Origin of the sequence: Pseudooceanicola pacificus, from assembly GCF_009789075.1 — a bacterium.
Classification (GTDB): Bacteria; Pseudomonadota; Alphaproteobacteria; order Rhodobacterales; family Rhodobacteraceae; genus Pseudooceanicola; species Pseudooceanicola pacificus.
Window position 1 is genome coordinate 105,307 of record NZ_WNXQ01000005.1, and the last position, 19,333, is coordinate 124,639.

Genomic DNA, 19,333 nt, shown 5'->3' on the forward strand with positions numbered 1-19,333 from the left:
TGACCGGGACAGCCTACACCGAACCAAGCTTACCTTGGGAAAACGGATGCTGCGAGAGCTTCAATGCCCGGTTCCGCGACAAACTATTCAACGGAGAAATCTTCTGTAGCCCCAGCCAAGCGCTGGCTCCGATCGAGCGAAGTCGGAAACACCACAACACCAAGCGACCCCATGGCGCTCTGGGCGATCACCCTCCGGCTCCCGAAACTATCGCCCCGATGGACCGAAAGCTGACTGTTCTCCAGCATACAAACTGGACTTTCGGGGTAGGGCCGATCATTGCGATAGAGCCGCAAGTAGCCCGGCGTGGTGGATTTCGCTTACGAGGATCACCGGACTTGTCCAGCAGTTCATTCACACGTGTAGACAGGCTCTTGTCCTCGATGGGATATGGTGCCCGCAAGGACATCGCGCGGCTGGCGCGGTCTGGTGGCATTGTCTTCGATCAGGCTGAGATCCTGGACGCCTCCGTCCGCATCCCTGTCAGCGCGGACCTGCCCCGCCGCATGACGGTCGCGGGCAGTTCGCTTGATCCGCTTGCTGGCCTGGTCGTCATGATGAACAAACCCTCGGGCGTGACCTGTTCGCACAAGGAGGCAGGCGAGCTTGTCTATGACAGGCTGCCTGCTCGCTGGCGACGCCGCAAGCCCGCAATTTCAACCATTGGGCGTTTGGACAAACAGACCTCTGGCCTTTTGCTTCTGACCGACGACGGAGACCTTCTGCATCGTATCAGCAGCCCCAGAAGCCGGCTCAGAAAAACCTACCGTGTCACGCTTGCCCGTCCACTCGATGGCACGGAAACCGCACTGTTTGCGTCTGGCAGACTCACGCTCAGAGGCGATGACAAACCCCTGGCGCCGGCAGTGCTGGACATAATCTCGGAAACCGAAGCCCTGATCACCGTCACCGAGGGCCGATACCACCAAGTTCGCCGCATGTTCGCCGCCACCGGCAATTTCGTCGAAGCTCTGCGACGTGAACGCCTGGGCGATCTCTGCCTGCACGAGAACTTGGCTCCCGGTCGATGGAATCTGCTGAGCGAGGAAGAGACCGCCCTCGTCTTTCGATGACCGAGGGGATCGGCTCAGATCACTCCCAGCATCCGCATGGCTTTCGCAACCCGCTCGAAACCGGCGATGTTCGCGCCGAGGACGTAGTCACCGGGGGCGCCATACTCATCGGCAGTTTCGGCGCATCTGTCGTGGATGCTCTTCATGATTTGAGCCAACCGCTGTTCAGTCTGCTCAAAGCTCCAGCGGTCACGGCTGGCGTTCTGCTGCATTTCGAGCGCCGACGTCGCAACGCCCCCGGCATTCGCCGCCTTGCCAGGCGCGAACAGGATCCCGGCCTCGCGCAGGATGCGGATCGCCTCGGGGGTGCAGGGCATGTTCGCGCCTTCGCCGACAGCCAGAACGCCGTTCTTGACCAGTGATTTCGCGTCCTTGCCCGTCAGTTCGTTCTGGGTGGCCGAGGGCATTGCCACGTCACAGGGTAGATCCCAGACAGAGCCTTTCCCGACAGGCACAAAATGAACCCCGTCCCCACGCAACCGGGCATATTCCGAAATGCGCTTTCGGCGCACGATCTTGATCTCCTGGAGCAGGGCAAGATCAATCCCGGCTTCGTCTATGACGTAACCGCTGGAATCCGAACAGGCGATGACCGTGCCCCCAAAGGATTGCACCTTTTCGATGGTATGGATGGCGACATTGCCCGCGCCCGATACCACGACGCGCTTCCCGTCGAAGTCGCTCTGGCGCGTTGCAAGCATGGCCCTGGTAAAATAGGCGTTGCCGAAACCAGTTGCCTCGGTCCGGGCGCGGGATCCGCCGTAGGCGATGGCCTTGCCGGTAAACACGCCTGATTCATAACGGTTGGTCAGGCGCTTGTATTGTCCGAACATGTATCCGATTTCACGCCCGCCAACACCGATATCGCCGGCAGGCACATCCGTCTGCTCGCCCAGGTGGCGGTGCAGTTCGATCATGAGAGATTGACAGAAGCGCATAATCTCGCCGTCGGATTTGTTCTTGGGGTCGAAATCCGTTCCGCCTTTTCCACCACCGATCGGCAGGCCGGTCAGGGCATTCTTGAAGGTCTGCTCGAAGCCCAGGAACTTGATGATTCCCAGATTGACAGACGGGTGGAAGCGCATCCCTCCCTTGTAGGGACCGAGGGACGAGTTGAACTGGACGCGAAATCCTCGATTGATCTGGACATTCCCCTGGTCGTCAACCCAAGGGATGCGAAAGATAATCTGGCGTTCGGGTTCGCAGATCCGTTCGATGAGCGCTTGTTCGAGATAATCAGGGTGCTTTGCCACGACTCGCCCGAGGCTTTCCATCACCTCGTGCACGGCCTGGTGGAATTCCGGCTCGCCGGCATTGCGCCGCGCTACTTCGGTAAGGATCGGTTGTAGCTTTTCGTCGATATTGTTCATGTGCCTCGTCGCATCAAAGGGGGGTGTTGGTCGGGTGCGGAAAATGTGTGCATCAGCACCACGAGCGCCCATTTGCTCATCAGCTATTTGATCCTCGACCGTTGTGCAAACCGTTCTCGCGCAGGGTGGACTCCAACAGACGGTGGATCGAGACACGAGACGTGGTCCCTTGTGGAGGCAGACGGAGAACGCAAGATTCTCTTCGAGGCTCACGAGGTCGGAAAGGCGGGCGTGTCGCAGACCGTTGAACAGCGTTTTCTGGCCTTGCGCGAGGCGCTGCGGGGACCGCAGGATGTAGCGCGCGAGATCTGGCTGGGTCTCGAGGACTAACCGGTGGGCCAGCCTTCTGCGTTGGCAACGCCGACGCCTGGCTCACTCTCCACGTTTCGGGGGAATTGCGAGCACGTCGGTTTGCGCGGTTCTGAGCACCTGCTCGGTCACGCTGCCGATGAGCATTTTGGCAAGTCCGCTTCGACCATGCGTCGACATCACGATCAGGTCCGCCTCCTCTTCACTTACTGCTTTCAGGATTTCGTGTGGCACTGGCGAAGCTTCGTATCGCGTGATCGGTCGCTGGCAGCCCTTCTTTCGCGGTATTCCTCGCAGGCGGGTCTGAGTTGAATGGACGACTTCCCGTAACTGAGCGAAGGTGCACACCTATCTCATTGCCTCGGTGACGATATGGACGTGCTACCTTTGGGTCTCTGGCTGGATTTTCTCGGAACCTTCGTGTTCGCCATCAGTGGCGCGCTGGTGGCGGTCCGCCGCGGCCTCGACATATTTGGGATTTTGGTCCTCTCGGTCGCAGCCGGCCTCGCGGGTGGCATGATCAGGGATATGCTTCTGGGTGCGACGCCGCCAACAGCGTTGGAGGATCCGCGTTACCTTCTCACGGCGCTCGCTGCGGGTGTCTGCGTGTTCTTCGGGCATCGGCTGCTGGAACGCTTGAACAAGCCCGTGATGGTGCTGGACGCGCTCGGGCTCGGGGTCTTCGCGGTCAGCGGCTGCCAGAAATCACTCCTGTTCGGTCTCGATCCGTTGCCCGCGATCCTGCTCGGGGTTCTGACGGCTGTGGGCGGTGGCGCGACGCGGGATCTTCTTGTTGTCGAGATCCCGCGTGTCCTGCGCGAAGAAGTCTATGCGCTTGCCGCGACGGTCGGCGCAACAATCGTGGTGGCCGGGACTGCGCTCGGTCTCTCGGAGGTCTGGATCGCCGTCGCCGGTGTCGTGGCGGCCTTCGGGTTTCGGGTGATCAGTGTCTGGCGGGGCTGGCGCGCCCCGCGCGCGCCAGGGTCTTGATTCTGAGGGCCACCGGCACCGTCAGCCCAGGGAACATTCCGGCCCGAGAGGAACGATGCCGGTGGGGTTCAGCGCCTTGATCGAGTAGTAACCGCGCTTGATGTGGTCGACGTTGACCGTATCGCGCACGCCGGGGATCGCCAGGATCCGTTCCTGGTAGCGGCTCAGGGCGGGGTAGTCCGCGATGCGGCGCAGGTTGCACTTGAAGAGGCCGTGATAGGCCACGTCGAAGCGCACCAGCGTCACGAACAGCCGCACATCGGCCTCGGTGAAGCGATCTCCCGAAAGGAAGTCTCGGCCGTCAGCGAGACGATCTTCAAGTTCATCAAGCATCGCGAAGACCTCGCGGAATGCCTCCTCGTAGGCGACCTGCGTGGTGGCAAAGCCCGTGCGGTAGACGCCGTTGTTCAGGGCCGGATAAATGCGGTCGTTGAGCGCGTCGATCTCCTCACGCAGGTCTGCCGGATAGAGATCGACGCAGTCGTCTGCCAACTCTCCGAAGCCGGAGTTCAGCATCCTTAGGATATCGGCGGACTCGTTGTTTACGATGGTCCCGCGAGCCTTGTCCCAGAGCACCGGCACCGTTGCCCGGCCGGAGATGCCGGGATCGGCCCGGGTGTAGATCTCGTGCATGTAGGAAGCGCCCTCGGCTTCGGTCGGATCGCCAAAGCGCCAGCCTTGGTCGGACAGTTCCGGCTCGACCACAGAAACAGAGATCACGTCCTCCAGTCCCTTCAGCTTGCGCCCGATAAGCGTGCGGGATGCCCATGGGCAGATCAACGCGACATAGAGGTGGTAGCGGCCCGGCTCGGCTTTGAAGCCGCCCTCGCCGGTCGGCCCTGGCGCGCCGTCAGGCGTGACCCAGTTGCGGAAGCTCGATGTCTGGCGGACGAAGCCGCCCTTGTCGTCCTTGGCCTGGACCGGCTGCCAGTCCGCAACCCATTCTCCGTCTCGAAGCATGATCGTCTCCTTAGTTCCTGAGCGTGATGCCGGTGCCCCAGGGGTCGTTCAGGGTCAGTCCATCCGCGGTGCGGGTGCTGGCAATGTCGGCGCTTTCGGCGCGGGCGGCAATGCCCGTGATGTCCCCGGCGTTCTGGACAATAATCTCGACGGAATCGAGACCCGCCATTCCCTCGGGGCGTTTGCCGGCCCGGCGGCTGTTCCAAATATTGCCGGCAAGCTGGTGGTGGTAGCCGCCGCTGCCGTAGAAGCTGGCGCCGGGATAACTCGCGGAGATATCGAGGCCGAGCACGTCGCGGTAGAAGCGGTCGGCCTCGCCCGTGTCGCCGACCTGCAGGTGGACATGGCCGATGCTGCCATCCTCGGGGAAGCCTGACCATTCAGTGCCTTCGGCGCTTTGCAGCAAGTCCTGCAGGTCCAGCGGATCGGTGCTCATCCGGATCTCGCCGTCGTCGCCGTGCCAAGCCGAGACCGGGCGGTCCGCATAGACCTCGATTCCGTTGCCCTCGGGATCGACGAGGTAGAGCGCCTCGCTGACGAGGTGATCCGACGCGCCCTGGAGCGGCACGCGCGCCTCGGCGGCATGCCCGACCCAACGGGCCAGGTCGGACCGCGTCGGCATCAGGAAGGCGGTGTGAAAGAGCCCGGCCTGCCGCGGATCGAGCGGGGAAAGGTCCGGGTCACCCTGAAGCTCCAGAAGCGGCACGTCGCCGGTGCCGAAGGTGATGCGATCACCGTCGGTCGCAACCGGGACGAGCCCGAGCACTCTCTGGTAGAAGGCGGAGACCGCATCGAGGTCACGCACCTTGAGCCGGACCGCGCCTATGCGCATCGGCGCGGTCGTCATGTCGAAGAAGTGGGTGGCGGTGGTCATGGCAAGGTCTCCTTGGGATAGAGTGCGGCCGCGGGAGGATCCCGGCGGCCGACGGGGAAGGTCAGGCGAACTGGCCGAGACGGCGGTCGGGTTCCGGGATACGGAGGGCGAAAGCGCCGCGTCCCAGGACAGCAACGACGCCTTGCACCACCGTCCAGAAGAGCGGGTATTCCCAGCCGCCCCCTTCGTTCGAGAAGCTCCAGCCGAAGCCTGAATGGGCCCAGACAGAGCCGAGCAGAATCGCGACGAGCGGGATCGAAACGGCGCGCACACCGACGCCAAGGATCAGCGCGAGCCCGCCGCCGAGTTCTCCGAGAATGGTCAGATAGGCAAAGAAGCCGGGCAGGCCGAGGCTTTCGAAGAAGGCCACGGTGCCGGGGATGGTGAAGAGGCTCACCTTCATCCAGCCATGGGCGAGAAAGGCCACGCCACTCGTAACGCGAAGGACGAAAGCAGCATAGTCTGCATTGGTTCGGGTCGTCATGTCATTTGCTCCGCTCAGAAGGTTCAGGAAAACTGCCAGCGCGGCGCGATCCCGGTGCCGTGACCGAAAACGTAGCCGAACTGGATGTTGAGGAAACCGATGGGCTCCAGGTAGCGGGCGTTGGCGAGCGGGCCGGCATCGACCGGCTCGAGGCCGATCTCGGCGGCCAGGGCCTTGACCCTCTCGCGTGCGGCCTCGTCATCGGCTGCGACGAAGGTCTGGATAAGCCGGCCATTCACCTTGAGGCCCGTGCCGTAGTGCTGGGCGAAGACCGTGTTGAACGCCTTCACCACCGTCGCGCCAGGCAGCCGGGAGGCGATCTCTTCGGCAGCCGAAGTCTTATGACCGACCTGGAGACCCGAAAAGTCCTCGGTCACCGGGTTCGAGACATCGATGACAGTCTTGCCGCTGAAGTTCGCCTTGCCGGCAAGATCCGCCACGGCCCCATAGGGCGTGGCCAGGACCACCAGTTCCGCCTGGGAGACGGCGGCAGAGAGATCGTCGTTGCGGCCGATGGTGGTTACCTCATGGCCGGCCTGGCTCAGCACCTTGGCGAGACCGGAGCCGACGTTTCCGTTTCCGATAACTGCGATACGCATTGCATTCTCCTTCAGTTTCCCGCCCTCGGGCGGCCTGTTGTTCACTGAAGTCAAAGTAAGGCTTCCCCATCTTCCATAAAATGACGATGTTATTGAATGACTATCGCGATTTTGTTCTTAAAGGGGGCGATATGGATATCGTGGACGAACTCAAGGCTTTCGTGGCCACCGCGCGGACCGGCTCCTTCACTGCCGGAGCCGAGCAACTGGGGGTCTCGAACCGCCTGACTTCGAAATACGTGGCCGAACTGGAGGCGCGCCTCGGCACGCGGTTGCTCCAGCGGACGACCCGGAAGGTCGGGTTGACACCGGCCGGGGAGGATCTCCTTGCGCGGGCGCCGGCCGTCCTCGACGAGCTTGATGCTCTCCTGAGCAATGTCTCGGAAGGATCGCGCGGCCTGAGCGGGATCGTCCGGGTCTCGGCGCCCGTGACCTTCGGCGAAGTCTACGTGGCCGGCATGCTGGCCCGGTTCGCCGAAGCGCACTCGAATCTGACCTTCGACCTGAGGCTGGATGATCGCTACGTCGACCTGGCCGCCGACGGCATAGACCTGGCGTTCCGGATAGGCGTGTCAGAGACACTTTCGCTCAAGACCCGCAAGCTTGGTGTCTTCCATAGCTGCCTGGTGGTCCATCCCGACTACGTGAAATCCCAAGGAGCTCCGCAATCACCTGACGAACTCGTGCATCACGCCTGCATCGTCGACATGAACCGTCGCCAACCGCATCGGTGGGTGTTCAAAAAGAACGACACCGAGATTGTCACCCAAGTGCGGGGCCGGTTTCATGTCAACTCGGCCAGGGCAGCAATCGAGCTGGCCGCGGCCGGCATGGGGATCGCCTTTCCGCCCCGGTTCGCCATTGCGGACATGCTTGAGACGGGCCGCCTCGTTCCCCTGCTGGAGGATTTCGACATGGACATGGGACCGGTCAGCGCCGTCTATCTCGAAGGTCGGACCCTGCCTCGAAAGATACGAGCCCTTATCGACTTCGCCGCCGAGGATATGCAGACCACTCACTTGCTTCAAAAAGCGACGACAAGCTGATCAAGGCTGGCGGAGCTACACGTGGGCAACCTTCGAGATGTGCCGGTGAGCGTCTGCTTTTCTTCGAAGCCTTCGTTTCCGAGGTTGTGCAATATTGGGTCTTGTTCCGGATGTGTCCCGCCGATGACCCAGACATTTGCCTTGCCGCGACCAGACACACATCGGGTTGCAGGCTTCTGCAGCCCCGCCGTTTCCGGGTCAGGCCGGACGAATGAACATGCGGTCATCCTCATGCGCGGCAGCGTCGTCTGAGCGGATGGCGCGGTAGCAATGCCACGTCGCATGTCCCAGCAACGGGAACACCAGGATCAGCCCCAGTCCGGCCGTGAGTAGGCATAGGACAAACAGCACCACTACGATGGCACCCCAGGCGATCATCACCCCGAGGTTGTTCCAGACCATCGCCATGCTGATCCCGAGCGCGGAGAGCGCGTCGGTCCGTTCCGTCAGCAGCATCGGAAAGGCGAAGACGCTGATGGCGAAGGAGAAGGCGGCGAAGAGCGCACCGACGGCAGAGGCGACCAGCAGCAGGGCCCAGCCAGTGGGAGTCAGGAGAAGCATCGGCACGATCTCCTCGGTGCCGGGAAAGGCCACCATGCCGAAGAAGAGCGCATAGATCAGGACCGCCGCGCGCATCCACAGCAGGAAGAGCCCCAGCAGCATGACCCCCATGAAGACACCGGCACCGCCGGACCGAAGCCGGACGAACAGCATTGGCCCGAGGCCGACCGGCTCGCCTGCCTCCAGTCGCCGGCTCTTCTCGTAGAGCCCGCCGGCGATCAGCGGCCCGACCACCATGAAACCTGCGAGTGCCGGGAACAGCGCATAGTCAAAATTCAAGTGGAACAGAAACCAGACCACGGCGACCGAGACGAGGAAAACGCCGAGGCCGTAGATCAGGCTCGGAAGCGGGTGGGTCCAGAGATCGCGCCACCCGGCCCGCAGCCATGTGAAGGCGGTGCGCCACGGCAGGTCGCGGGCGTGCGAGCTCGGGCGCGCCAAGGGTGGGACCACCTTCGGAATGACGCCCCCGGCGTGCGGATTGTCGGGCGGCGGGGCATTGTTCTGGCTCAGCATGACGGTTTCGCCGGGCGGTAGGTGCCGGCGCCTTCCTTGGCGATTTCAACGCAGTTCGGTTGCGACGACAGCGAGACCGAGACGAGATGGATATTGGCGGCTGCGAAGACGGCCACTACCAAGAATGCGGCGGAGATCGCCAGGACACGGGGCCGTTCAATGGTCATTGCGGGCCTCCATCGGCCAGCGAGGTGATGTAGATGGCAAGCAACTTGCGCTGCGCCCCGGTCAGCCGATTTTCCCATGCGGGCATCCAGCCCTGTCGGCCACCATAGATCGTCTCGAACAGCGCCTCATCGGAGCCGCCGTAGATCCAGTAGTTGTCTGTGAGGTTCGGGGCACCAAGGTCCTGCATGCCCGCACCATCCTCGCCGTGGCAGCTTGAGCAATTGTCGGCGAAGAGTGCGGCGCCTTCCTCCAGCCGCTCGGGCGAGGCGCCGCTGTCGAGGCCCGCCAGCGACTGCACGTAGTCCGCCACGACGCGGATCTGGTCTCGGTCGAGCATGCCATCACGGCCGAACGCCAACATCTCGGCATAGCGCGTGTCGGGATGAGGTGAATTGATACCGACACGCAGGGTTTCGAGGATCGTTTCATCGTCACCGCCCCAGAGCCAGGCGTCATCGACGAGGGAGGGATAACCGGGGCCGCCTTTGGCGCGGCTTCCGTGGCAGGCCGCACAATTGTCACCGAAGAGTGCGGGCGCTGTCCGTTCGACGTGGGCCATGAGCAGGGTATCGTCACGGATTTTGTCCAACGGGAGCGCGGCGATTTGATCCGCCCAGATGCCACGGGTGGCATCCGCGGCGGCCACGCGCTCTTCCACCTGTTCTTGTTGGTCAATGCCCAGCAGCCCGCGAGTATAGGTGTTCACCAGTGGCCAGGCCGGCATGAGCACCCAGTAGACCAGCGCCCAGATATGGGTGACAATTATGAAGAACCACACCGCGCGCGGCACGCGAGTGTTCAGCTCGGTAATCCCGTTCCATTCGTGGCCCGTGGTCTGGTGCCCAGTGAGGGGATCTCGTTCCTTTACTGACATGGCCCGTCCTCGTCATCCAGGATGCTGTTGGCGGCCTTGTCGAAGCGTTTGCCCAGCGACGGCCAGTAGGCGTAGGCGGTGATGCCCACCGACAGGGCGATGAGGTAGAACAACCCGAAGGACTTCGCGATCACCGAGGTCAGGTCGTGGGTGAGATCCATGCTGTCAGTCCTCCCCGAGTGGCTGATTTTCGAAGGCAGCGTCCGTGAGCCCGCCGAGGATCTGAAGGTAGGCCACCAACGCGTCCATCTCCGTGACGCGGTCGCGCTGTCCGTCGAATTGCCGGATGCCGGTCGTGTCTCCGTATCGTTCGCTGACCCCGTCGGCTGCGTCGGTGTCGGGCCGGGCCTGTCCGCGCGCGTCGACATCGGCATTGGCGATCTGTTCGTCGCTGTAGGGCACGCCCACCACCCGCAGGGCCGCAAGGCGATCCGGCAGGCTCTCTGTCTCGAGCGTGGTATCCAGCAAGAAAGCGTATTGCGGCATCACCGATTCCGGCACCACGGCGCGTGGATCGACGAGGTGACGCACGTGCCAGTCGTCGGAATACTTGTTGCCCAGCCGCGCGAGGTCCGGACCCGTTCGCTTGGACCCCCAGAGCATCGGGTGGTCGTATTGCGATTCCACGGCCAGCGAATAGGGGCCGTAGCGATCCACCTCGTCCTGTAGGGTCCGGATCATCTGGGAGTGGCAGGCATAGCAGCCCTCGCGGATGTAAATGTCGCGCCCGGCCTGCTCGAGCGGCGTGTAAAGCCGCATGTCCGGTGCGGCCTCGACTGTTTCGTCGATGGTGAAGAGCGGCGCGATTTCCACGAAACCGCCCACTCCAGCGGCGACGATGATGCCGAGGGTCAGCGCCATCGAGTGCCTCTCGGTGCGGTAGTGGGTACGGGCGTGAAACTCGAACAGGCGGGCGAAGGGGGAGAGGATTTTGCGAAACATCGTGTCACTCCGCTGCCGGGACGGGAGGTTCGGTGGCTTCGGACGAGGTAGGGTAATCGCGTTCCGGGCGTTTTTCAGGGGCGTGCCGGATCGTCATGTAGACATTGTAGGCCGCCAGGATCGCGCCGGTCAGGAACAGGGCACCACCGCAGGCCCGTGCGACGTAATAGGGATGCATGGCCACCAGCGTGTCCGTGAAAGAATAGGCCAGCGTGCCGCTCTCGGTGTAGGTGCGCCACATTAGCCCTTGGATGATGCCGCTGTTCCACATCGCGAAGACGTAGATCACCGTGCCGGCCAGCGCGAGCCAGAAGTGCCATTCCACCAGCTTCCAGGAATACATCGTCTCGCGCTTCCACAGCAGTGGGACGACGGAGTAGATCGAGCCAAAGGTGATCAACGCCACCCAGCCCATCGCGCCGGCATGGACATGCCCTACCGTCCAGTCGGTGTAATGCGACAGCGAGTTCACCGCACGCACAGCCATGAACGAGCCTTCGAAGGTGGACAGCCCGTAGAACACCGCCGCCACCATCATGAAGCGCAGCGTGGCGTCGTCGCGCACCTTGTGCCAGGCGCCGTTCAGCGTCATCAGCGCGTTCCCCGCGCTGGCCCAGGAGGGCACCAGCAGCATGACCGAAAAGGTCATGCCCAGCGTCTGCACCCATTGCGGCAGGGCGGTGTAATGCAAATGATGCGAGCCGGCCCAGATGTAGAAGAACACGATGCCCCAGAACGACAGGATCGACAGGCGGTAGGAATAGATCGGCCGCTCCGCCCGCTTGGGCAGGAAGTAATAGAGCATGCCGAGGAACCCGGCGGTCAGGAAGAAGGCGACCGCGTTATGGCCATACCACCATTGCGTCATCGCGTCCTGCACGCCCGCGAATGCCGAGTAGCTCTTTGCTCCTGTCAGGCTGGCGGGGACGGCGAGGTTGTTGACGATATGAAGGATCGCCACCACCAGGATGAACGCCATGTAATACCAGTTCGCCACGTAGATATGCGGCTCGTTCCGGCGCGCCAACGTGCGGATGTAGAGCACGAAGTAGACCACCCAGACGATCACCAGCCAGATGTCGGCATACCATTCGGGCTCGGCGTATTCCTTGGATTGGGTGACGCCCATCAGGTAGCCCGAGGCGGCGACGATGCAGAACAGGTTGAAGCCCAGCAGCACGAACCACGGTGAGACATGTCCCGCCAGCCGGGCCCGGCTGGTGCGTTGCATGACATGATAGGACGTCGCGATGAGGGCGTTGCCACCGAAGCCGAAGATCACCCCCGACGTATGAACGGGGCGAATGCGGCCAAAGCTCGACCACGCCGCATCGAAGCGCAGGTCCGGCCAGGCCAGTTGCGCCGCGACCCAGACGCCCATGCCCATACCGACGACGGCCCAGAATAGGGCAATTACCAGCCCGGCCTTGGTCGGGTCGTCATAGTAGTTGACCGTGCGATCCTCGGCCGGTTCGGGCTCGCCAATCGCACGCAGGACGAAGAAGGTCGTGATACCGGCTGCAATCAGCACGATCGCGCCGTGGCTCCCCATCGGATCGCCTCGACCCGCTGCGGCCATCACCAACCCGACAGTCGCCATGACGACACAAATCATCAATGCGATCTGGCGTTCGGCACCTGTCAACCGCTCCATCATCTGGCAACCTCCCGGTCAGTTCTATGTCTTGGTGGCAGCGGACGGTCCTCCGTCTGGAGTATCCGGCGGGCATCGCCTTCCGGGTCGTCGAACTGGTCGGTCTTCATCGCCCAGAAAAATGCTCCGAGGCCGATTGCACCCATCATCAGCGTCACGGGTATCAGCAGTAGAAGGATGTTCATGTCCGCCCCACCGGCGTTTGCCGGCCTGATGCGAGGCGAGCTTGAGCCTCGGCACACAGGGTGTTCAGGCGCTGCGCCGCCGGGACAATCTCGTCGATCTCACCCGCTCCGGTGCCGCAATAAAGCGGCATCTGTTCAAGATCTCCGGTCGTGGTGCGCAGGGGCGAGTCCGTGCTCTGGCGCAGCCGCGGGATGAGGCCGTCGCGGGCGATCACCTCATGTGCGATCCTCTCGGGGTCATGTCCCATCAGGGCCGGGCCAAAGGTCTCGGTGACGCTGTTGCGGAGGACGCGCACGACCGATCCCTTGGGCCAGTTCAGCACGAAGCCGTCGGTCAGGACGGTATCCTCTCCCTGGGCGGTCACGACCCGTTGCTTGTGGTAGTCGTGGGCGAAGGATTCGGCCGTGGCCAGGAAGGCGGTGCCGCACTGGACGCCCTGCGCCCCGAACGAGAGCGCCCGGGCCAGCCCCTTGCCGTTGCTGATGCCGCCCGAGGCGACAACCGAGAGAGCCGTTGTTTCCAGCACGGCCCGAAGCAGGTCGAATGTCGGGGTGCGCCCGTGAACGTGGCCGCCAGCATCCTGCCCCTGTGCGATCAACACATCCGCCCCGGCGGCTTCGGCCTCCCGTGCCGCGCGCAGCGTGCCCACCTGGTGCAGCAGGAGAGCGCCTGCCGTCTTCACCCGGGCAACTGCCTCGGGCACCACGTCCCAGAAGAACGAGAACACCTCGACCTCCATCGCAAGGCAAGTTTCGATTTGCTGGTCCAGCAGGCCTGGGTCGGTGGCTGCGGGGATGAGGTTGACGGCAAAAGGGCGGTTTGACAGCCGACGATAGGCCCTGATCTCCGAGGCGATCAGTGAAGGCGCTTCGCGCACCATCCCCAGCGTCGGGAAACCGCCGGCATTGGCGACCGCGGCGGCCAGTTCGGCGCGCGCGACGCCTCCCATACCGGCCAGGATGATGGGATACTCACATCCCAGCAGATCGCAGAGGGGGGTGCGAAGGGACCCGGGTTCAAGCGTCATGACTTGCTCCCCTTGAGTCGCTGCTTCAGGTAGTCCCGCAGGACCACAGCTTGGTTGTGGTCCCGGTCCTTCGCGGCGAAGAGCAGAGTAACGGGGCCAGCTCGGCACCATGCGAGGCAGTGCTCGACAGCGTCCGTGTTGTCAGCCAGTTCTTGCAGGTAGCGGTTGCGGAATTCTCCCCATTTGTCCGGGTCGTGGTCGAACCATTTCCTGAGCTCGGTGGTCGGCGCGATGTCCTTGATCCAGTCATCGTGCCCGAGACAGGTCTTCGAAATACCTCGCGGCCAGATCCGATCCACGAGCAGCCTCGCGCGGTCCGTGCCGGACGTCTCGTCGTGAACGCGGGCAATATCGATATCGAATTGCTTCGCCATGCGAGGGTCAAACCAGTTTCGGGATGCCGGTGCCTTTGGCATCCTCGACCGCGAAGTTGAGCGACCGGGCGATGCGTTCTGCCCGCTCGATGACATGGGAGGCGCCTGCGGGTGTGCAGATCTCCTTCGCGGTCTCGCGAAAGATGGTGAGCCACCGCTCGAAATGGCCCCAGTCAATCGGCAGACCGACGTGCTTGGGTACCGGGGCGCCATGATAGCGGCCTGTCATAAGGGCAACGGAGGACCAGAATGCAGTCATCCGCTCCAGATGCGGTGGCCAGTCATCGATGCGCGCCGCGAAGATAGGGCCAAGAACAGGATCCTTGCGGACCTTGCCATAGAATGCATGGACCAGCTCGCGCAGCACCGCGTCATCGAGTCCGGTCCGTGCCTCGAGATCGGCGGTGATCTCCGGGCGCGCGGAGGGGCTGCGCGATGAATAAGGCTGGATGGAGGTCATCGGTGTGGCACCTTGGTCGCAGTTGTATTGACGGGGTACGTCTCCCAAGTGGTATTGTAAATACCTATTGTGGTCGAGCGCAATCGCGCGAAACCGCGCAGAGCTTGACTGGCGGAGATCGGCGCGGGATCAGGGCATGGGAGACGCTGGGATGAGTGAAGTATCCAAAACCGACAGCGGGTTCGTTGTGGAAGCAGCCGCCATCGCGCGGGCCTTCAAGATCACGGAAGAGCAGGTCCGGGAAGAGATGCGGAACGGACTCATCAGCAGCCGCTCCGAGAGCGGGGCGGGCGAAGACGAAGGACGTTGGCGCATGACCTTCTACCGTGCAGACCGCGCGTTCCGTCTCGTTGTCGACGCAGAGGGAGAGGTGCTGTCGCGGGGAAGCTTTCCCGTCACTCCGCGATCGCGGTCAGTGCGCCGGGATTGACACTCGACGGGCGGCAAGCAACGATCAATCCATGGTCAGGTATCAGATCAAGTTCCGGTTTCTTCTGCTGAACCGCCCTTAGCCCCGGGCGGTTCGCGGGCGTTCTATGCGCAGCGATCTCCCGGGGACATCTCGAGAAAAGTTCAGAGATTGTCGGAGGCAACTCCAGGGGGAAACATGGCCATACCTGACGTTACGGGATCAACGATACCGCGACACGGAAAGCCGGAAGCGGGTAGCGGGGATTGCAAGTGCCGCCTGACAAAAGCCGATCGGCTGGGAATCGAGAGATTTCTGAGCTTCGCCGGCAACAGCAGTGTCGCCTACTCCCAGCTCATGCTGGATCTTCTATACCAGAAACTGCAGGTCGCCGTTGCCATAGAGGGTGCGGCACCGTCCGATGTTGCCACATTTGGCAGCTACATTTCCTGCGTGGTGGATGGGAAAGATATCGAAAGTGGGGTTCTCAGTTTCGGCCTGGTGACGCGTGCCGGAGAAATCCCGATTCACTCTCTCCTGGGGGCCACGCTCATCGGAATGTCGACCGGGCAACGCACCAAGCTGCTGTCCGAAGACGGCACCACCCGGTCATTGGTGGTAACCCAGGTGGGGGCGCCTTTTACCGTGTAGTGACGGGTTGCAACTAATGCGGGCGCTGGAGCATCCGAAGCGGGGACTATCGGCATCAACGGCTTGCCTGGAGGCGGGACGGCCTCACTGGTCTTCATTTTCCGACTCTCGGAAAGGTTTCCCGCCTCGGCCTGAAAGAGTCAGCGCGGCGGGTGGTGGTGGCATCTGCTGTTCCGAGGACCCGGCAAAGTTTGACTTGGCGCCGGAAACTTCATAGCGTGGCTCGATGTTTGTGTTCTCATGCAAAATCAGAGGCCGGTCGTTTCCGGGATCTCTGCTGAACCGCTCCCTGCCCCGAGCAGGGGGCCGCATGCGCTGACCTCCACGCTCGGGGATCTTCTTCACCAACAACTTTGGATTCTTGAGGCTTGCGTCGAGCAGGCCGAGGAGAAGATATGCGAACATCAAATGAAATGGCGATTTTCGCTGGAAGATCAGGCAACGAGGCTGCCGCGATTGATAGCCGGGCGTTCGCAAGCGTCGAGACCATGCGACCGCTCCAATCGTTCCTTTCCAAGCGGGACTTCTGGCACCTGCAAGAACTGCGGAGGGAATGCGCAGCTATCGAAGGCGGTGTCTTTCCTCTGCTGTCCCACCTGATCCGGGCAAAGCTTCAGGATGCATATATTCTGAATCCCAAAGAAGAGGCCGGAAACGTCGCCACCCTGGGCTCACGTGTGACCTACTCTATCAGGGGGACGGCACCACAATCGAGGACACTCTTTGACCATGGTTTTGCACATGATCAGGGAGGTATCCCGATCAAGACATTCCTCGGGGTCACCTTGCTCGGAATGAAAGTGGGACAGACAGTGCAGCTCCTTAACGCAAGTGGGACGACAGAGCCGCTCGAGCTTGTTGCGATACCGTGGCAAGTCGAGGCGAAATAGCAGCGAGAACGTATCTGACTTGCGCAGGACGACGGATCGCGAAGACCTTTGCAACTTGCCCGCCGACTTAAACCAGGTCGGCGGGTCGATCCTTTTCCATCGCAAAGGTGCAAGCACCGGAGCTGCGAAGTGCTGGAGGTATCATGACAACGAATACGCGCAGAATGCTCGATGTGGTCTTGACCGCCATTGGCGTCTCCCTGCTGCCTGGCATCTTGAGTGCGGAGATTGATGGGCATGGCCCCGATGCATGGCGGGTGACCGGGGTTGCTGCAGATGATGTTCTGAATGCTCGGATGGGGCCCGGCACCGGCTATCCGGTGATCGAGACCTTTGCCCATGATGCGCGGGGGGTGGAAGAGATCACCTGCGTGCCGTTCTTCACCATGGCGCATTACTCAACCATGACCGAGGCAGAGATCGAGGCTCTGCCGCCACGATGGTGCCTGGTGCGTTCGGCGGACATGAGCAAGGCCGGCTGGGTGGCACAACGCTACCTGATTGGCGAAGGCTACGAGCAGGTAGAGACGCCCGCCGCCGATACGGACGAGGCGCCGGGTGATGCAATGATCCGCGAGGCGCAGGAGCTTGTCCGCGCCCTATATGAGAGCGCGCGCCTGGCACGGATGGGCGGGCCGGACCCGCTCGATCCGGCGAATGCGGGCACTTTTTTCTCCGCTGATGTCGTGGCGGCCATGCAAGCGACACCGCTTCAGGCCGACCCGATCTATGGTGCGCAGGATTTCGATGGCACCGTAAGTGTCCCGCAACCCGATCCCGAACAGCCCATGGTCCGCGGCATGATCACCATCAATGTTCGGATTGAGAATTTCGGGCGGACGCACACCGCCGTCTTCCGGCTGCGCCCAGAAACGGGCCGGCCTGGCGCGCCGTTGCGTATCTTCCGCGTCGAACATGACGGCAGGACATTCCCGTAAGTGGCGCAAGACCTATGGAGACTATTATGAACACGAAACTTCTTTCGGTCCTTGTGACCGGTCTGCTGATGATTTCCCAGACGGCGACGGCCCAGATCGAGACGGTCCCGGTCGGCGCGGTAACCGCCACCATCGGCGAGGCGGCCTACGAGGGTGAAACCCTCGACGTTCCTTCCGAAGGAACCTCTACCGCGGAATGGCGCACCTTCGGTCCGGTGTCCTCCCTGAGCATCCAGGCACATGACCCGGACGCGGAGAGCATCATGCAGGGCATCTTGACGATCGAGATATCCCTTATGGGCACAGACGCCTCGGCCGCGATGATGGATGCCTCTGTGTCGTGGTGGCCAGAGGGCATGAATGCCCCCTTCTACATGAACGAGGAGATCGGGGGCGACCTGAGCATCTCGCTCGACACGCTCTCCCTCGAAGAAGAGGGGTCGACGATCACAGGCAGCTTTTCCGCGCAGTTGTGCCGCAAGGACAGCTTCTTTGCCGATGCTGACAAGGAGGACTGTCTTCCGGTCGAGGGGCATTTTGACACGGCCCTGAAGAAGGCGGAGTAAGGGCGTCCCGGACTGGCCGGCTCACGCCATTCGGCGCGGTTTCAACCGTCGACGAACTGGCTCCCAGCCCCAACCCCTGCGGGGGCCAACCAATCATCCGGCAGAGTGGAGGCTGAAGGCGGAGCTGTCTCCGCGGCGGGTGCGCTGGGTCTTGGCCGCCAACGGTGCCGATCGAGGCCCCATAGTCAGTTTTTGCGGACGATCTTCTGGCTCGCGGGGTCGTAGCGCAGCTCATGCAGGGTGCCGTTCCGGATCGCCGCCACGGCCTGGCTGACGTGCTCGGGCAGGACATAGAACCACTCGCGTGGATAGATGCGCTTGCCGAACCGATCCCGGATCCAGAGATCCCGCGGCCGGGCCGTGTCGAAGAAGCGATGCAGCAGATCCTCGACCTTGCGCCTGGAGAGGTTCTTCAGCTCGTAGGTCGCCACGACGTCGACAGGGGCGAGCAGGAAGGTCGGGTCGTTCCGGGCGTCCGCAAGGCGCCTCTGCACATCCTGGGTGGTGACGCCGATCTTGAGGAGGATGTCACGCACCTCGGCGATGGCCGGCTCGGTGGAGCGGCTGCGCGCGACGTAGATCGTGCCTGTGAGGTCGAGTTGGTCGGCTTCCCAGTCCGGATCGAGCGGGCCGATGCCGGGACGATGGATGACCCTTGCTGTCGGGTCCGCGGCGAGCGCCTTTCGGAACGAGGAGATCAGGGGGTCACTCTCGGTGCCGTTGGAGAAGATGACCCGGAGGCGGTGATCCCGCTTGCCGCCGCGCGCGGTCATCTCTGCCTTCTCGGCGATGTAGGCGAGCAGGCCATTGCGGATGAAGTAGCCGCCCTCCTGCACGTCGATCACCTCTCGTGAGCCGACGGCCGTCGCCTCTCGCATACCGGTCTCGAGCTCACCCTGGAGCTCTTCGAAGGCGGGCTGGAAGACCTCGAAGTCGGGGCAGGGGAAGAACTCGGCACGATGGTCCGGCAGGTGGCGCTCGGCGACCGGCGTGACGTTCTGGATCCGGGTGAAGGCCTCGGAGACGTCCCCGTCGTCCTCGTCGAAGATGTCGTCCAGGCTGTCGGGGATCTCGTCCTCGAGCGGGTCGTCGCGCCAATCCCGGGCTGGAGGGGCCTCTTCCACAGGCGTCATGGCGAGGAGCCCGTTGCGGTCGACGTCCGCGAAGACGTCAGGGTCGGCGCGTCCTGCAAGGCCGCTCCAGATCGTTCCGAGCCGCATCTCGTCGTGGTCGGAGGCATTTTCGTTGGGCAGCCGAACGTGCCGGTCGTAGAAGTCGTTCACCTCGCGCACGAGCCCGGCATCCCGTTCGAGTTCCGGCGGCCGCGTGCCGCGCGGTTTCAGCCGGACATCGAGGAGGCCGAACTCGTCCGGCTCGTCGAAGATCTCGTCAAGCGTGGGCCGCGGCATGCG

25 protein-coding genes and 1 pseudogene are annotated in these 19,333 nt (G+C 62.8%); 9 read left to right on the plus strand and 17 right to left on the minus strand.

All coding sequences use genetic code 11. From position 1 onward, the window contains the following. Positions 1-8: 8 nt before the first annotated feature. Both GLS40_RS17980 and GLS40_RS17985 read left to right on the plus strand, forming a co-directional pair. A pseudogene (locus tag GLS40_RS17980) lies at positions 9-218 on the plus strand (integrase core domain-containing protein); the annotation flags it as partial. Positions 219-383: 165 nt separating this feature from the next. Further along, the gene (locus GLS40_RS17985; protein WP_235905893.1) at positions 384-1,073 is read left to right on the plus strand and encodes a pseudouridine synthase; all 690 of its coding nucleotides are present in this window, start codon (positions 384-386) and stop codon (positions 1,071-1,073) included. Between the two features lie 14 nt (positions 1,074-1,087). On the opposite strand, the gene gdhA is transcribed toward GLS40_RS17985, so the two are convergent. Next, positions 1,088-2,443, minus strand: coding sequence for an NADP-specific glutamate dehydrogenase (gene gdhA / locus GLS40_RS10600; RefSeq protein WP_107978715.1), 1,356 nt, complete (start codon positions 2,441-2,443; stop codon positions 1,088-1,090). 372 nt (positions 2,444-2,815) lie between these two features. Next, the gene (locus GLS40_RS18120; RefSeq protein WP_244641165.1) at positions 2,816-2,986 is read right to left on the minus strand and encodes a universal stress protein; all 171 of its coding nucleotides are present in this window, start codon (positions 2,984-2,986) and stop codon (positions 2,816-2,818) included. A gap of 138 nt (positions 2,987-3,124) precedes the next feature. Between GLS40_RS18120 and GLS40_RS10610 the strand changes: the two genes are divergently transcribed. Next, positions 3,125-3,742, plus strand: a complete 618-nt coding sequence (locus GLS40_RS10610) for a trimeric intracellular cation channel family protein (protein WP_107978713.1) — start codon at positions 3,125-3,127, stop codon at positions 3,740-3,742. Between the two features lie 21 nt (positions 3,743-3,763). On the opposite strand, the gene GLS40_RS10615 is transcribed toward GLS40_RS10610, so the two are convergent. The 4 genes from GLS40_RS10615 to GLS40_RS10630 form a co-directional block, all read right to left on the minus strand. After that, on the minus strand, positions 3,764-4,702 hold the full coding sequence (locus tag GLS40_RS10615) for a glutathione S-transferase family protein (RefSeq protein ID WP_107978712.1): 939 nt from the start codon (positions 4,700-4,702) through the stop codon (positions 3,764-3,766). 10 nt (positions 4,703-4,712) lie between these two features. Then, complete coding sequence (locus GLS40_RS10620; RefSeq protein ID WP_107978711.1) at positions 4,713-5,576, minus strand: VOC family protein; 864 nt, start codon at positions 5,574-5,576, stop codon at positions 4,713-4,715. A gap of 61 nt (positions 5,577-5,637) precedes the next feature. After that, positions 5,638-6,060, minus strand: coding sequence for a DoxX family protein (locus GLS40_RS10625; RefSeq protein ID WP_107978710.1), 423 nt, complete (start codon positions 6,058-6,060; stop codon positions 5,638-5,640). Between the two features lie 23 nt (positions 6,061-6,083). After that, complete coding sequence (locus tag GLS40_RS10630) at positions 6,084-6,659, minus strand: NADPH-dependent F420 reductase (protein WP_107978709.1); 576 nt, start codon at positions 6,657-6,659, stop codon at positions 6,084-6,086. A 131-nt stretch (positions 6,660-6,790) separates the two neighbouring features. On the opposite strand from GLS40_RS10630, the gene GLS40_RS10635 reads away from it, so the two are divergent. Continuing rightward, positions 6,791-7,705: a LysR family transcriptional regulator gene (locus GLS40_RS10635; protein ID WP_107978708.1), complete on the plus strand. Its 915-nt coding sequence runs from the start codon at positions 6,791-6,793 to the stop codon at positions 7,703-7,705. A gap of 198 nt (positions 7,706-7,903) precedes the next feature. On the opposite strand, the gene GLS40_RS10640 is transcribed toward GLS40_RS10635, so the two are convergent. Genes GLS40_RS10640 through GLS40_RS10680 form a run of 10 tightly spaced genes read right to left on the minus strand, consistent with a single transcriptional unit; the run spans position 7,904 to position 14,467 of the window. Continuing rightward, positions 7,904-8,782 carry a DUF2189 domain-containing protein gene (locus tag GLS40_RS10640; protein ID WP_160382707.1) on the minus strand — a complete coding sequence of 293 codons (879 nt, stop codon included), beginning with the start codon at positions 8,780-8,782 and terminating at the stop codon, positions 7,904-7,906. Continuing rightward, complete coding sequence (locus GLS40_RS17840; protein ID WP_202076089.1) at positions 8,776-8,949, minus strand: hypothetical protein; 174 nt, start codon at positions 8,947-8,949, stop codon at positions 8,776-8,778. The genes GLS40_RS10640 and GLS40_RS17840 overlap by 7 nt, the downstream gene beginning before the upstream one ends. Then, entirely contained in the window at positions 8,946-9,824 is an 879-nt protein-coding gene (gene ccoP, locus GLS40_RS10645; protein ID WP_160382708.1) for a cytochrome-c oxidase, cbb3-type subunit III, read from the minus strand. The genes GLS40_RS17840 and ccoP overlap by 4 nt, the downstream gene beginning before the upstream one ends. Then, entirely contained in the window at positions 9,815-9,985 is a 171-nt protein-coding gene (locus GLS40_RS10650) for a cbb3-type cytochrome c oxidase subunit 3 (protein WP_160382709.1), read from the minus strand. The genes ccoP and GLS40_RS10650 overlap by 10 nt, the downstream gene beginning before the upstream one ends. Before the next feature lie 4 nt (positions 9,986-9,989). Continuing rightward, positions 9,990-10,766, minus strand: coding sequence for a cytochrome-c oxidase, cbb3-type subunit II (gene ccoO / locus GLS40_RS10655; protein WP_160382710.1), 777 nt, complete (start codon positions 10,764-10,766; stop codon positions 9,990-9,992). Positions 10,767-10,770: 4 nt separating this feature from the next. Then, a complete protein-coding gene (gene ccoN, locus GLS40_RS10660) occupies positions 10,771-12,423 on the minus strand; it encodes a cytochrome-c oxidase, cbb3-type subunit I (protein WP_160382711.1) in 1,653 nt (550 codons plus the stop codon). Beyond that, the gene (ccoS, locus tag GLS40_RS10665; RefSeq protein ID WP_107978702.1) at positions 12,420-12,605 is read right to left on the minus strand and encodes a cbb3-type cytochrome oxidase assembly protein CcoS; all 186 of its coding nucleotides are present in this window, start codon (positions 12,603-12,605) and stop codon (positions 12,420-12,422) included. The genes ccoN and ccoS overlap by 4 nt, the downstream gene beginning before the upstream one ends. After that, positions 12,602-13,633, minus strand: coding sequence for an NAD(P)H-dependent flavin oxidoreductase (locus GLS40_RS10670; protein WP_107978701.1), 1,032 nt, complete (start codon positions 13,631-13,633; stop codon positions 12,602-12,604). The genes ccoS and GLS40_RS10670 overlap by 4 nt, the downstream gene beginning before the upstream one ends. Further along, complete coding sequence (locus GLS40_RS10675; RefSeq protein ID WP_107978700.1) at positions 13,630-14,007, minus strand: DUF488 domain-containing protein; 378 nt, start codon at positions 14,005-14,007, stop codon at positions 13,630-13,632. The genes GLS40_RS10670 and GLS40_RS10675 overlap by 4 nt, the downstream gene beginning before the upstream one ends. Positions 14,008-14,014: 7 nt before the next feature. Beyond that, positions 14,015-14,467, minus strand: a complete 453-nt coding sequence (locus GLS40_RS10680) for a group III truncated hemoglobin (protein ID WP_107978699.1) — start codon at positions 14,465-14,467, stop codon at positions 14,015-14,017. 151 nt (positions 14,468-14,618) lie between these two features. Here GLS40_RS10680 and GLS40_RS10685 point away from each other — a divergent pair, with 151 nt between their 5' ends. From GLS40_RS10685 to GLS40_RS10705, 5 genes are all read left to right on the plus strand, one after another. Further along, complete coding sequence (locus GLS40_RS10685; protein WP_107978698.1) at positions 14,619-14,897, plus strand: DUF6522 family protein; 279 nt, start codon at positions 14,619-14,621, stop codon at positions 14,895-14,897. 177 nt (positions 14,898-15,074) lie between these two features. Further along, positions 15,075-15,527, plus strand: a complete 453-nt coding sequence (locus GLS40_RS10690) for a hypothetical protein (protein ID WP_107978697.1) — start codon at positions 15,075-15,077, stop codon at positions 15,525-15,527. Positions 15,528-15,922: 395 nt separating this feature from the next. Further along, a complete protein-coding gene (locus tag GLS40_RS10695) occupies positions 15,923-16,417 on the plus strand; it encodes a hypothetical protein (RefSeq protein ID WP_146178888.1) in 495 nt (164 codons plus the stop codon). A gap of 143 nt (positions 16,418-16,560) precedes the next feature. After that, a complete protein-coding gene (locus GLS40_RS10700) occupies positions 16,561-17,355 on the plus strand; it encodes an SH3 domain-containing protein (protein ID WP_160382712.1) in 795 nt (264 codons plus the stop codon). A gap of 26 nt (positions 17,356-17,381) precedes the next feature. Further along, positions 17,382-17,921 (plus strand): hypothetical protein, encoded by a 540-nt coding sequence (locus GLS40_RS10705; RefSeq protein WP_160382713.1) that lies wholly within the window; start codon positions 17,382-17,384, stop codon positions 17,919-17,921. Positions 17,922-18,106: 185 nt separating this feature from the next. On the opposite strand, the gene GLS40_RS10710 is transcribed toward GLS40_RS10705, so the two are convergent. Next, positions 18,107-19,330: a GIY-YIG nuclease family protein gene (locus tag GLS40_RS10710; protein ID WP_160382714.1), complete on the minus strand. Its 1,224-nt coding sequence runs from the start codon at positions 19,328-19,330 to the stop codon at positions 18,107-18,109. Between the last annotated feature and the right edge of the window lie 3 nt (positions 19,331-19,333).